The organism is Microtetraspora glauca (genome assembly GCF_040656155.1).
Lineage (GTDB): Bacteria > Actinomycetota > Actinomycetes > Streptosporangiales > Streptosporangiaceae > Microtetraspora > Microtetraspora glauca.
This window is the reverse complement of record NZ_JBFALK010000002.1, coordinates 118,056-131,593: the sequence shown is the minus strand read 5'-3', so window position 1 is coordinate 131,593 and position 13,538 is coordinate 118,056. Positions and strand designations below refer to the sequence as shown.

Here is a 13,538-nt window from a genome sequence, read left to right as displayed (position 1 = left end):
AGGATCGGGCTTACTTCTTGGCGGCCCTCTTCGCTTCCTGCTTGGTGGTCCGCACCAGATCGAGGCTGACGGGGTCGACGACATCGGCGACGGACAGGTGCACGCCCTGCGCGCCGTACTTCCCGGCGGCCTCGCGCCATCCGGGCGGGCGCACCCCGAGCTGCTTGCCGAGCAGCGCGAGGAAGATCTGTGCCTTCTGCTTGCCGAACCCGGGCAGCGCCAGCAGGCGGCGTAGCAACTCGGCACCGTCGTCGACATCCTCCCACACCCTGTCGGCCGAGCCGTCGTAATGCTCGACCAGATAGGCGGCCAGCTGCTGGATCCGGCCCGCCATGGAGCTCGGGTACCGATGGACGGCGGGCTTGGCGGCCAGCAACGCCGCGAACTCGGAAGGATCATAGGAGGCGATCTCCCGCGCGTCCAGATCATGCCCGAGCCGGTCGGCGATGGTGTACGGACCGGCGAACGCCCACTCCATGGGGATCTGCTGATCAAGCAGCATGCCGACGAGCAGCGCCAGGGAACTTCGGCTGAGGAGTTCGTCGGCATCCTGCCGCTGGGCGAGCTGGATACGCATGGGGACAGCTTTGCACGGAGCTCCGTGAGGGGTTGACACGTCTGCGGAAAGTTATGGAATGAAAGCGGCCGGTCCCTCTCATATCCGGCGAGGGGGCCGCCCCGGTAGTCACTCAGCGAGGAATGCGACGATGCCAGTACTCGCACCACGGTTCGGCGGCGGCCGCGCGACGGCGCCGCTCCTCGAGCCGGTCAGCGCCCGCCTGGCCGCGGAGTTCCTCGGTGTGCCCGTGGACACAGTGAGCCGCTGCGTCGCCGACGTCTGGGCCTGCACCGAACATCTCGGGCTGCGCGCCACTCCCGCGGCCGTCGAGTGGATCGCCCGCGAGCACCTGCTCGCCCTGGTGAACTCGGCGCCGCCTTCCCGGGCCGATTAGGTCACCAGATAACGGGGAAGTCACCGGGCCGTGTTCCGGATGCCGATTGGGCCGGGAATGCGAGAAGGTGGGTTCTGTGAGCGAGCGCGCCGACAATCACCGCAGGCATGGCTCGCGCGTCTCCGAGCGCGACGAGGCGGCCCGGTGAGGGGCCGGAGGCGGCGCGACCCCCGGGAGACCCAGACCCCGGACGACGTCTTCGCCGAGATGCTGCTCGCGGCGCGCGAACTGCTCGCCGTACGGAGCCCGCTCGACGCGGAGCTCATGGTGTCGGACATGCTCGGCGCCTGGTGGGGCCGGCGGCTGCGCGGGGGCGACGTGGAGCAGATCCTCGGTGAGGGCCTGGTCGACTACGCCGCGAAGGCCGGGACGCCCGCGGCCCTCACCCTGCTGATCTCGGTCGCCTACCTCGGCACCGCGCGCCAGGCCGCCAAGGCCGAGGGTGCCGCCCTCGCCCTCATGGAGTCCGACGTGGCGCGGCCCCGCTGGGCCGACAGGGTGGGCGCGGTCAAACCGTCCGGGTGCTACGTGTCCAGGGACGTCTACGGCGACCAGGACACGGTGGTGTGCACCTTCGCCTACAACGGCGAGGACACGCACGCCCTGGTGGTGGTCGTCGACTACAACATGCGCGGCATGGCCCGCGACGCGTGGGTCTCCTCCCAGGTCGACAAGCTGCTCGAACAGGCCAGGCTGGAAGCGGCGGGCAACCCCATGCTCAGGTTCGAGGAGATCGAGCCGCAACAGGCGAGGGCGCTGCTGGAGTTCGCGATGAAGGCGGCGCGGGACTCACTGGGCCGGAACGCGCCCCGGCTCGTCAGCGACGGCTACAGCGCCTACCACGCGTTCGCCCGCTCGCGGATCAAGGCGCTCCCTCCCGGCCGCAAGCGGCCCGCGCCCCCGCACAGCGAGGCGCCGTACAGCAGGGACAGGCGCGCGATGCTCGCGGCCGAGTTCCTCGCCTCCGACGCGGCGGAGAACCTGTCGGACCCGTCGGCCGCGTCGCGGTGCGCGGACCACATCATCGACTACGGCTGCGACCAGGACCTCGGACGGCCGCTCCGGGTCAGCCCGGCCAAATGCGAGACGTTCCTGCTGGACTGGCTGCCGAGGAAGGTCATGCTGCGGCCGGCCGAGCAGGAGGCCATGCCGCACGCCCTGGCGGCCTGGGTCCGGTTCGCCGCTCCGCGCGCCGGGCTGCCGGAACAGGGGGTCCGGGCGACGCTCGACGCCGTGTGGGAGGCGACCGCCCGGTTCACCGAGGCGTACCGCGACCCGACCACCTTCGGCCTGGACCGCGCGCTCGTCGAGCGGCTGCTGCCGGACGGCGACCTGTCGGCCCTGGCTCGCCGCGCCTTCGCGTTCCCGCTGCTGCAGGGCGTGCACGGCTCGATCATCCTCGACACGCTGAACCCGGCGGACGAGGGCGACCGCCGGATCCTGCTGGAGATCGACCACGCCGCCGAGCGCGACCGGCCGGACTTCGACGAGCACCTCGCCTGGCACGAGGAGATCGCCGCCCGGCTCTGGGAGGGCGATCCCCCTCAGCTGTGGGAGGCGGCCCAGCGGCTGATGGATCTGGGCCACGACCGGCACGAGGTGCTGCACCTGCTCATCGAGATCGCCGAGCGGATGGGCGACCACCCCGACGAGCTGGCCGCCGCACTCGACGACATCGCCGACATCCCGGACGAGCCGTCCGCCTGACCGCGAGGGGCGCGGCGGTGAAGTAACCGACGAGCGAGCGGGCGAGGAACGAGCCCCGAGCGAGAAGGGCACGAGCCGACTTCGGGCGCCCCGAGCCCGCCGAGCGAAGCGAGGCCAATCAGACGCCCAGGGGCGCGGGGCCGAGCGAAGCGAGGCGATTCAGCGGGTGAAGCCGATGTCGGCGTACTTCAGGTCGTAGAACCCGGTGGCGCCGATGTTGGCCAGGGTGGACCTGACGATCACGGTCTGCGGCCGCTGGAACAGCGGCACGACCGTGGCCTGCTGCCAGATGAGCCGGTCGGCGGCGTTGAGCTCGGTGGCGGCCTTCTTCTGGTTGAGCTGCGCCCCCGCCGCGAACAGCGCGGAGTCGATCTTGGGAGTGCCGGTGCGGCCGAGGTTCGCGTCCCACTTCTTGTCGTCTTTCTTGTCGTCCCCCGAGGGGGTCGTCCCGTTGAGGTAGACCCCGTAGTTGGCCGACACGGGGTACGGCGAGGCGGCGTAGGCGAAGGCCGTAAGGTCGAACTCGCCGGGGACGATGTACTTGTCGAAGAAGTCCGCGCTCGAAACGGGCTCGATGGCGACCTTCACCCCGACGCGCTCCAGGGACGCGCGTACGGCCTCCGCCTCGGCACGCGCCACCGGCGCGTCCGAAGGGATGGGATAGCGGAGGGTGAGCTCTTTGCCGTTCTTCTTCCGGGTGCCGGCGGTCAGCGGCCAGCCGGCCTCGTCCAGCAGCTTGCCCGCGCGGACGGGGTCGTAGGCGCCGAGCCAGCCGGCGTTGTCCTGGTAGCCGCCCTGGCCGTGCACGTAGAAGTGGCTGTTGAGCGGGACCGCCGGCCAGCCGAGCCCCTCCAGGTCGGCGGCGATGACGGCCTTGCGGTCGATGCCGACGGCGATCGCCTGGCGGACCCGGACGTCGGAGAGCGGCTCCGTCTCGGCGTTGAGGGTGATCTGCCGGAAGTCTCTGCCGCCCGCCTGCCTGACTGCGGCGGTGGGCTCCCCCTTGCCCCAGTCGTACGCGGTGGCGGACAGGCCGGCGTCGAAGAAGTCCAGGTCGCCGCCGCTGTAAGCGTTGACGAGCGCGTTGCCCTGGAGCGCGCGGAACACGATGCGGTCGAGCTTCGCCCGGTTCCCCCACCACGCGTCGTCCCGTACCAGGGTGACGGTCTTGGCGTTCGTGTCGAGGGCGGACACCTTGAACGGCCCGGCGGTCGCGGGGATGTGGTCGACGCTGCCACTGTTGAAGGCGTCCGCCGAGGCGTTGGCCGAGCGTGGGTAGAGCGGCGAGAACAGCGACCGCCACTCCCCGTACGGCTCGGCGAAGGTGACCACGACCTGGTGATCGTCCGACCCCTTGGCAACGCTCCGGAGGGAGTCGTAGCCGCTCCCTGCGAAGACGCCGTAGGCCTTGTCCCGGCCGTTCATCGCCTTCCACTGGGCGGCGTAGTCCCGCCAGGTGATCGGCTTCCCGTTGGACCACCTGGCTTTGGGGTTCAGCGTGTAGGTGACGACCTCATGCGGAACCCGCTCGGTGACCTTCGCCCGGATGACGTAGTCGCGGTCGAGTGAGATCCGGCCCTTCTCGTCGGACCGGAAGGCGGTGGGCATCAGAGCGCCGATGACGGACCACGCCTCCACGGTGTCGCCGTTCATGTGGTTGACGTTCCACTGCGTGGGGAAGTTGGTCAGCCCCCAGTTGAGGGTGCCGCCGTCCTTCACCTTGTCCCGGGCGACCGGGTTGATGTCGTACGCCCTGGTGGAGGCGGCGGGGGAACCGCTTCCCGGGCCGCCGGCGGAGGGCCCGCCGGAGCAGGCCGTCGCGGTCTCCACAACGATCAACGTGATCAGCGCGGCCAGCCATCGTGCCTGCACGGCGCTCCTCCCGGAATGGTCACTATGCGCAAGCGCTTTTTAGCAGACCGTATTCAAGGGAAGCGAGGCCACGCGCCGTACGCGGGCGTAACCCGGAACCGGCGATGACCGGGCACGGCCCGCGACGCGGGCCGTGCCCGAAGGCTCAGGAGAGTTCGTCCACGGCGCTGCGGACGTCGTCGCTGGTGATCGTGGTCAGCTCGGCCGCGTTGGCCGAGCTCTGAACGGCCAGCCGCACGTCACGCCGCATGGCGGCCCTCTCGTAGAGGGACCGGGCGAACCGGCCGTTGCCGAGCCCGTCGATCAGCCCCTCGCGGCAGACCCAGTCGAAGACGTCACCGAGGTCCCTGCGCGCGGACGCGTCGAACCTGTCGCCGCTGCGGGACGCCTGCAGCTCGGCGATCTCGGCCAGCTCGTCCGGCGCGTACGAGGGGAAGGCGACGAACTGGTTGAACCGCGACGCGAGACCGGGGTTGGTGGCCAGGAAGGCGTCCATCTCCCGCTGGTATCCGGCGAGGACGATGACGAGCCGGTCGCGGTCGTCCTCGGCCCGCTTGAGCAGCGTCTGCACGGCTTCCGCGCCGAAGGCGTCGCCCCCGGCGTATCCGCTGTTGACCAGGCCGTACGCCTCGTCGACGAACAGGACGCCGCCCAGCGCCCGGTCGACCAGCTCGTTGGTCTTGATCGCCGTGGCGCCGAGGTGCTGGCCCACGAGGTCGGCGCGGGACGCCTCGACGACGTCGGGCCGGGCGAGCAGCCCGAGCGCGGAGAAGATCCGGCCGAGGATGCGCGCGACGGTCGTCTTCCCGGTGCCCGGCGGGCCGACGAAGACGAAGTGCCTCATCTGGGACTGGACGGGAAGCCCCTGCTCCTGGCGCATGCGTGCCACCTTGAGCTGGGCGGCGATCGCGTGGACCTGCCGCTTCACCGGCTCCAGCCCGGCCATCCTGTCGAGGTCGGCCAGGGCCTCCTCCAGCGTGGGGGTGGCCTGGTAGCCCCGGAACCTGGCGGTGATCTCGTTGAACGCCCTGGTCACGTCGTCGGTCGTGGTCGTCACCAGATCCTCGCCGCGCGGCGCGCCTCCGGCGCTGACCACGCGGACGTCCCTTGCCTGCGCGGCGGCCTCGGCCAGACTGCGGGCGAAACGGGCGTTGCCCAGCTCGTCGACCAGTCCGCGGCGGTGCACGTCCTCGAACAGGGCCCGCAAGACGGGACGCGCGTCGGGAGCGAGCCGGTCGCCCCGCCTGACCTGCAAGGCCTCGGTGATCTCCAGGAGTTCTGAGGGGGTGTAACCGGGGAAGCGCACCCGCGTGGCGAACCTGCTGGACAGGCCGGGGTTGGAGGAGAGGAAGGTGCCCATCTCCTTCTCGTAGCCGGCCAGCACGATGATCAGCCGGTCTCGGTCGTCCTCGGCCCGCTTGAGCAGGGTCTGCACGGCCTCGGCGCCGAACCGGTCGGGCTGGCCGTCACCCGAGTTGATCAGGCCGTACGCCTCGTCGATGAACAGCACGCCGCCCAGCGCCCGGTCGATCAGCTCGTTGGTCTTGATCGCTGTGGCTCCGAGGTATTCGCCGACCAGGTCGGCCCGCTGGCCCTCGACCACGAAGGGCGTCTCCAGCAGCCCGAACGCGTAGAAGATCTTGGCGAGGGTGCGGGCGACGCTCGTCTTGCCGGTGCCGGGCGGGCCGACGAAGACGAAGTGGCGCATCGGGGGCTCGTTGGTGAACCCGGCCTCCTTGCGTAACCGGGCCGCTTCTATGGACGCGGCGATGGCGCGTACCTGCTCCTTCACCGGCTCCAGGCCGATCATGGCCTCCAGCTCGCCCAGCGCCTGCTCGACCGTGATCGGCGGCGGCGTCCCCCCGTCGCCGGCGGAGTGCTGGTGACCGCCCGCCCTGATCCGCTGCCTTACCTGGGCGTCGCCGGCCTGGGGCGCGGCGGCGAGGAGCGCGTGGACCCTCCTGGCCAGCACGAAGCGGTAGGCCAGCACCGCGCAGGCCGTGCCGTACGCGGCCCAGAGGGCGACGGTGACGGACAGCGGGGAGATCGCGAAGGCCACGACGCCCGCGGGGGCGAGCGCGGCCAGCGTGGTCAGCCATGGGGGCACCCACCGGATGAGGTGGGCCGCGCCGGCGACCGGGAGGCCGAGGAACAGCAGGAGGTACGGCGCGCCGGACTGGCTGCCGAAGACGCCGAAGAACAGCGGGAGCAGCAGCCCCCACCCGGCGAGGACGAGCGCGGTGGCCGCGGCGCGGGGATGGCTGAGCGCGAGCGCCACGAACGCCAGGATCACGACCGTCGCGAAGAACGTGGTGAGCAGCGGCCAGCTCAGTGCCGCGGCGAGGCCGATCGAGGCGATCAGGACACCGGTGAAGATCACGCGTCGCGCGATGGGGGGAAGGTGGAAATAGCGCAGCCGCACCTGTTCGAACAGATCCCGCGCCCCGGCGTTGCCCGCCGGCTGGGCCCTGTCGGAGTCCCGCATCAACGCCTCCCCGGTTTGCCCCCCGGTTATACCGCACACGAACGCGCAATGGGTGGACCTAACGGGTGCGAGCCTGGTGGCGGCCCGGGTACTCCCGCACGAGGACCCGTTTGGGAGTGATGCGCAGAACGTCCCCGGAGGGCACGGCGATGCCCCGCACCTCGGCCCAGAACCGCGGGTCGCCCACGAAGAGGACGACCCTGGGGTCGCGCTCCACCGCCTCCCACGCCTCGTCCCCCGCGATCAGCCTGAGCTCGCCCGACGCACTCACCGAGGTCACCGCGCTGACCGCGAGCGCCCGCGGGCAGCCCCGCTGGCTGTAGGCGAGCACCACGCTCCTCGAATACGTGGCGGCGTGCCGTACCTCGTCGCTGACTCCGGCGGAGGGCGAGGCGTCGCCGGGAAGCCGCGTGCCGAACGCGTCGTACGGGATCAGCGCGGCACGCCAGGGACCGGAACCGCCGCCCCACCACGCGCGGGCCATACGCGCCGCGAACGCCCCGGCCGCCACCGCGAGCGCGGCGCACGCGCCCATTCCGGCGGGCCCGAGCATCGGCGGTGCGGGGAGGCCGGGCCCGGCGTCGGCCGGTACGGCTCCCGCCAGCGCGAGGAGGAGGGAGGCGGCGGCGATCAGGACGAACGCGAGCGCGAGCGGGCGGTCGTCGCGGAACGACGGCCGCAGGAGGGAGGTGACCCGGCCGCGGCGGAAGGTGAGGACGACGACGGCCGGCACCGCCGCGGCGCCGAGGGCCAGGCGGGGCTGGGCCGCGAGCAGGGAGATCGACAGGAGGAGGACGAGCGTCCACCATGCCCGGCTCGCGACGATCCAGAGCGTCACGTCGACGTCCCGCCTGGCCGCGGGCACCGGTCCGGCGGCGGCGAACTGGGCGAGCGCCCTCACCGGACGGCCCTGCCACGCCTCGACGAGCAGGCGCGCGCCGCCCGTGGCGGCGCCGTTGAGAAAGACGATGCCGAGCGCGCCGATCCAGACGCCGTTCACCGCGTCCGCGAGGGAACCGGGCTCCGCGACGGCTCCGGGCGCGGCGGGCGGCGTTTCGGCAAGCGGGAAAGGGAGCGGGAAAGGGAGCGGGACCGAGGCGGGAGGTGCGGCGGGCAGCGTGGCCAGGCCGGCGACGTACGCGGCGACGACCGCCACTCCCATCGCGACGCCCATGGTGAGCCAGAGGTCGCGGCCGAGCATCGCGGGCACACGCGGCCAGACGCGGACCCGCCCGGCCTGCCTGATCGTCACGACCAGCACGCCCCCGAGCACGAGCGCTCCCCCGATCTGCGCCTCCCTGTGCAGGCCGAGGAAGAAGGCGCTGAGCGTGACGGCGGCCGTCGCGACCGCGAGCATGACGCGGACCTGCCGGGACCAGACCTCCATCGCCCGCCTGGCCCGGGTCGTCTCGCGCGGGTCGGCGTCCCAGGCCGGGTCGTGGTGGTTGCGCGGCCGCTCCCACCGCATCAGGGCGAGCCCGAGGTTGACCCGCGCTCCCGGGTGGTCCTTCGCGCGCCGCAGCGCCGCCTCGTAGGACGAGACGGCGCGCTCGTGATCGCCCCGGGTCAGGGCCAGGTCCCCGGCGAGGACGTGCGGGTCGGGTTCCTCGGGCGCGAAGCTCACCGCCTTGCGTGCCTCCGCCCACGCCTCGCGCCAGCCGCCGGGCGACCGGCGCAGCGCGCCGCCCAGCCTGAGCCGCGCGGCCCAGGAGCCGGGCGCGAGCCGTACGGCTTCCCGGGCCGACGCGACCGCCTCGGAGTCGCGGCCGAGGCGTTCGAGGGCGAGACTGGCCAGGCGGTGCCCCCACTCGCCGCCGGGGTCGCGTTCGACGGCCTGGCGTGCGGCCTCCAGTGCCGCCTCCGGCTGGTCGCGGGACAGCCGCGCCGCCGCGACGACGCACCAGGCCCGGGGATCGGCCCCCGGGGAGCGATGCTGGGCGTGATCTGGCGCGTGGTCTCGGACACGATCTCGGGCAGGATCTCGGGCGCGATCTCGGGCAGGATTCGGAGCACGGTCCGGGGCATGGTCCGGGTCCTCGATATCGCTCCCCACTCCCGCATGATCTGTTGCCTGGAGGGGGTTGCCTAGATGCCGGATATATACCTATATCTCTCTAGAGAGCGCGATGCCGGAAGCTGCTGAGGGATCTACCGGGAATGGCCTAAGCTGCGACGCATGTTCCACCTGGCCGGCGGTTCCCGTCCATGATCGTCATGGGGGTCGGGGCGCAGCTCCGCGAGGGCCACGCCACCGCACGTCACGCGAGCCGCTGGGCGGTCCTCGCGTTGCTCTGTTTCAGCCTGCTGCTCATCGCGGTGGACGCGACCGTGCTCCACATCGCGGTGCCCGCGCTGACCGCCGCCCTCGAACCCTCCGCCGTCGAGCTGTTGTGGATCATCGACATCTACTCGCTCGTCGTGGCCCCGCTGCTGGTCACCTTCGGCACGCTCGGCGACCGGTACGGCAGGCGCCGCCTGGTGCTGGCCGGATACGTGGTGTTCGGGCTGGCCTCGCTCTCCGCGGCATTCTCCGCGTCGCCGCTGGCGCTGATCCTGTCCCGCGCCCTGCTCGGGGTCGGCGGCGCGATGATCATGCCGGCCACCCTCTCGATCATCCGTGAGGTCTTCACCGACCGCAGGGAGCGCGCGATCGCCCTGGGCGTCTGGAGCGCGGTCGCCGCCGCGGGCGCCGCCGTCGGCCCGCTGGTCGGCGGCGTCCTCGTCGAGCATTTCTGGTGGGGCGCGGTCTTCCTCATCAACGTGCCGCTGCTGATCGTGGCGCTGCCGCTCGCCGTGCGGCTGCTCCCTCCCTCGCGCAGCCGGTCCGGCCATCCATGGGACGGGCTGAGCGCGGCACTGTCCACCCTGGGCATCCTTGCCCTCGCGTTCGGGCTCAAGGAGGCGGGATACGGCCACATGATCGGGCGGGGTCCGGCCGTGGCCGTCGCCCTGCTCGGGATCGCACTGCTCTCCTGGTTCGTACGGCGCCAGCGGCGGCTGGACTTCCCCCTGCTCGACATCTCGCTGTTCACCCGGCGGGGGTTCGCCACCGGCGTCGCCTGCGTACTGCTGGCGATCTTCGCGCTGGTGGGGCTGGAACTGCTACTCGCCCAATACCTCCAGCTCGTCCTCGGGCTGTCCCCGCTGGCGGCGGGCATGCGCATGTTGCCGTTGATGATCGCGGCGATCGCCGGCGGGCTGGCGGCGGCCCACGTGCTCCAGCGGATCGGGCTCCGGGCCACCATGAGCGGCGGCCTCGCGCTCACCACCGTCTCGCTGGCCCCCGTGCTCACCTGGGGCGTCGAGCAGCATCCCGGCATGCTCGCCATCTGCTTCATCGGGATCGGGTTCGGCGTGGAGGTCGCGCTGCTCGCCGCGTCCGACACGATCATGGCGGCCGTCCCCGAGTCCCGCGCGGGCGGTGCCGCGTCGATCGAGGAGACGGCCTACGAGCTGGGTGCCGGCCTCGGCATCGCCGTACTCGGCACGATCACGACGATGGTCTACGCGCCGGCTCTCGGCGTGGTGCCGAACGTGCCCGCCGCCCTGATGAGCGAGGCCAGGGAGTCCCTCGCGGCGGCGGCGCACGTCGCCGCCCGGGTGGGCGGCGCCCCGGGCACGGCGCTGCTCGACGCCGCCCGGCTGGCCTTCGTCACTGCACTGCACCGCACGGTCGTGGTCAGCGTGGTCCTGCTCGGGCTCACCGCCCTGGCCGCGTGCGTGTTCATCTCCAGGGAGACCGCCGACGCCCCCGAAGCCGAACCGGAAGACGCCGCACGCTGATCCCGGCCGTTCGGCCCGTGCCCGAGGTGTCCGGCCCGGGTCCCGTCCGATCGAGCGACTCGCTGCGGGCCGTGTCTCGGGGCCGACCGCTCTCGCCGCTTCATCCGGGCAACCGCTCCGCCGTGCTTGTCCGCGAGGGTCGCTTCTTTATAAGAGAAAATTCACAACAAACCGGATTTTTACGGACTATTTTCCTCAGGTGGTTTCCGGGTGATTTCCTGGGTGATTCTCCCTGCCATTCGAACCTCAGGCATGAGGTCGGTCCTTATGGGCAGATCTCTGGGCATTCGTTCCCCGTCCCCCCACAATGAGGAATCGTGAAGCGAACCCTCCATGACGTGGCCTCGCTGGCGGCCCGGATGGGCGTCGGCGGCATCTTCTTCGCCAACGGCTGGCAGAAGCTCGAAGCCGGTCTCACCGCCACCGGCGCCCAGTTCGCCGAGTTGGGCGCTCCCATGCCGACCATCTGGGCGGCGGCCACCATGCTCATCGAGCTGGTCGGCGGCACGCTGCTGATCGCGGGCCTGGCCGTGCCGTTCGTCGGGCTGCTGCTGTTCGCCGAGGCCGTCGCCGTCTTCGTCATCACCACCGGGCAGAGCGGCATGCCGCTGACCGGCGGCGACATCAAGCTCATCGTCGCTCTCGGCGCCGCGTCGGTCCTCCTCTCGGTAGGAGGCGCCGGGCGTGTCTCGGTCGATCACATGGTCGTCATCAAGCGGCGCGAGGCCGAGGCGGCGGACGAGTTCGCCGCGGACAAGGAGGCCGACGCGGTCATCGCCGCGCTGCGCGAGCCCACGGACGCCTCCAAGGCCATCGCGCCCGGAACGGCCGGGACCGGGACCGCGCGGGACGCGGGCGCATCCGCCTCGACGGGCGGGAGCGCGGGCGGACCGGCCACTGCCGGCCCGAAGGGCCCGGTCACCTTCCCCGCCTCGACCGGCGCGCCCAGCGCGCCCGGTTCGTCCGGTGGAGCAGCCGACGCGCCCGGGTCCGCCGGCGGATCGTCGGCCTCCGGTTCGTCGAAAGCGCCGGGCGGCGCGGGGCAGACCGCGTCCGGCACATCCTCCGGCGCGTCGTCCGGCACGGCATCGAGCACGGCGTCGAGCACGCCATCGGGTACGGCCTCCGGCCGGACGACCGGCAAAGCGGCCGGCAAGGCGTCGTCGAAGGCACCCGGATCCAAGGAGTCCGGGGTCAAGGATTCCGGGGGCGCGGAGTCCGGCGAGGCGTCCGACACCGCCCCCAGGTCGAGGCTGCGCCGTACCAAGCGAGGAACGGACGAGAGCACCGAGAGCCGGAGCGAGGCTCCCACCGGGCCCGAGCCCGGTGACACCCTGGTCGCGGGCCGGCGCCCCAGTACGTCGTAGTCTCCGCGTGGGCACCCACGTACGTCATACGCACGGGCGCCCCACTACGGCGAAGTCCCCGCACGGCATGGTCCTGCACGCCCATCGCACCCTCACGGGCCAAGCTTTCACATCACCCTGCCTGTCGTAATTATGTATGCATGTAATTGAAATGCCGCGACAATGCGGGCATGCGTCTCCCCAATTGGTTCACCGAGCGAGCCGAGCCGGCGTCACCGGACGGCGAGATCCGCGTCTCCACGCTGGAGCTCTTCTTCGACCTCGTCTTCGTCTTCACGGTCACCCAGCTCACCACGCTGCTGACCGACGGCTTCGGCCAGGACCGCTTCATCGGTGAAGGCGCGCTCCGCGCCCTGCTGGTGTTCGGCGTGATCTGGTGGATGTACTCCGGGTACGCCTGGCTGACCAACACGATCCCGCCGGTCCGTGCGGCGCGGCGGGTGCTGCTCCTGCTCGGCATGGCGGGCTTCCTGATCGTCGCGCTGGCGATCCCCACCGCGTTCGGCGACGGCGGTACGGCGTTCGCGTTCGGCTATCTGCTGCTCGTCACCGTGCACGCCGGGCTCTACCTCCAGGCGACGACCTCGTTCTGGCGGGTGGTGCCGTTCAACGTGGCCGCCACCGGGCTGATCTTCCTCGCGGGCTTCGTCCCCGGCCCGCTGGAGTACCTGTTGTGGGCCGCCGCGCTGGTGACGCTGTGGGGCAGCCCGTACTTCATCGGGCAGAAGGGGTTCCCGCTGCGCGCCGGCCACATCGTGGAACGACACGGCCTGCTGATCATCGTGGTCCTCGGTGAGTCGATCATCGCGATCGGCATCGGCGCGCACGGCCACGCGGGTGCCGGGTTCCTGGTGGCCGCGGCGCTCGGGCTCGCGCTGGCCGCCTGCCTGTGGTGGACCTACTTCGGCGGCGACGACGAGTCCGGCGCCGAGCACGCCCTGGCGCGCCGGGACCCGGTGACCCGCACCCGGCTCATCCTCGCGGCCTACTTCTACGCGCACGTCCCGATGCTGCTGGGCGTGGTCGCTGCGGCGGCGGGCGTCAAGAAGGCGGTGGAGCATCCGTTCGACCCGATGAAGCCGGGTCCCGCGGTCGCCCTGGCGATGGGCGTCGCGCTGTTCCTCGTCGGCCACCGGTGGTACCGCGGCGCGCTGGGCCTGGCCCAGGCCCCGGCCAGGATGGCCGGGACGGCCGCCGCGCTGATCACCATCCCGGTGGGGCTGTGGTCCGCGACGGCACAGCTGGGCGCGCTGCTGGTGCTGCTCGTCGCCCTGCTGGCCGCCGAACACCGCCGCCGCCCGGCCGCCCATGTGGACGCGGATCACACGCCCGACGCCGTCCGTACGGGATCCCACGGATGAGGGCGCTCTT

9 protein-coding genes are annotated in these 13,538 nt (G+C 71.9%); 5 read left to right on the top strand and 4 right to left on the bottom strand.

The window, feature by feature from the left end; all coding sequences use genetic code 11:
* Positions 1 to 10 precede the first annotated feature (10 nt).
* The gene (locus AB0I59_RS03795) at positions 11 to 577 is read right to left on the bottom strand and encodes an HhH-GPD-type base excision DNA repair protein (protein WP_061257391.1); all 567 of its coding nucleotides are present in this window, start codon (positions 575 to 577) and stop codon (positions 11 to 13) included.
* A 130-nt stretch (positions 578 to 707) separates the two neighbouring features.
* On the opposite strand from AB0I59_RS03795, the gene AB0I59_RS03790 reads away from it, so the two are divergent.
* A complete protein-coding gene (locus AB0I59_RS03790) occupies positions 708 to 953 on the top strand; it encodes a hypothetical protein (protein WP_061257390.1) in 246 nt (81 codons plus the stop codon).
* A 207-nt stretch (positions 954 to 1,160) separates the two neighbouring features.
* Positions 1,161 to 2,660 carry a hypothetical protein gene (locus tag AB0I59_RS03785; protein WP_228646735.1) on the top strand — a complete coding sequence of 500 codons (1,500 nt, stop codon included), beginning with the start codon at positions 1,161 to 1,163 and terminating at the stop codon, positions 2,658 to 2,660.
* Between the two features lie 159 nt (positions 2,661 to 2,819).
* On the opposite strand, the gene AB0I59_RS03780 is transcribed toward AB0I59_RS03785, so the two are convergent.
* The 3 genes from AB0I59_RS03780 to AB0I59_RS03770 form a co-directional block, all read right to left on the bottom strand.
* A complete protein-coding gene (locus AB0I59_RS03780; RefSeq protein ID WP_061257389.1) occupies positions 2,820 to 4,532 on the bottom strand; it encodes an ABC transporter family substrate-binding protein in 1,713 nt (570 codons plus the stop codon).
* A 145-nt stretch (positions 4,533 to 4,677) separates the two neighbouring features.
* Entirely contained in the window at positions 4,678 to 7,017 is a 2,340-nt protein-coding gene (locus AB0I59_RS03775; RefSeq protein WP_061257388.1) for an AAA family ATPase, read from the bottom strand.
* Between the two features lie 58 nt (positions 7,018 to 7,075).
* The gene (locus AB0I59_RS03770) at positions 7,076 to 9,070 is read right to left on the bottom strand and encodes a tetratricopeptide repeat protein (protein ID WP_358129702.1); all 1,995 of its coding nucleotides are present in this window, start codon (positions 9,068 to 9,070) and stop codon (positions 7,076 to 7,078) included.
* A 152-nt stretch (positions 9,071 to 9,222) separates the two neighbouring features.
* Here AB0I59_RS03770 and AB0I59_RS03765 point away from each other — a divergent pair, with 152 nt between their 5' ends.
* The 3 genes from AB0I59_RS03765 to AB0I59_RS03755 all read left to right on the top strand — a co-directional run bounded on the left by AB0I59_RS03765 (position 9,223) and on the right by AB0I59_RS03755 (position 13,528).
* Positions 9,223 to 10,800: an MFS transporter gene (locus tag AB0I59_RS03765; protein WP_358129700.1), complete on the top strand. Its 1,578-nt coding sequence runs from the start codon at positions 9,223 to 9,225 to the stop codon at positions 10,798 to 10,800.
* A gap of 317 nt (positions 10,801 to 11,117) precedes the next feature.
* A complete protein-coding gene (locus AB0I59_RS03760; protein WP_358129697.1) occupies positions 11,118 to 12,167 on the top strand; it encodes a DoxX family membrane protein in 1,050 nt (349 codons plus the stop codon).
* Between the two features lie 170 nt (positions 12,168 to 12,337).
* Positions 12,338 to 13,528 (top strand): low temperature requirement protein A, encoded by a 1,191-nt coding sequence (locus tag AB0I59_RS03755; protein WP_061257385.1) that lies wholly within the window; start codon positions 12,338 to 12,340, stop codon positions 13,526 to 13,528.
* The last annotated feature ends 10 nt before the right edge of the window (positions 13,529 to 13,538 follow it).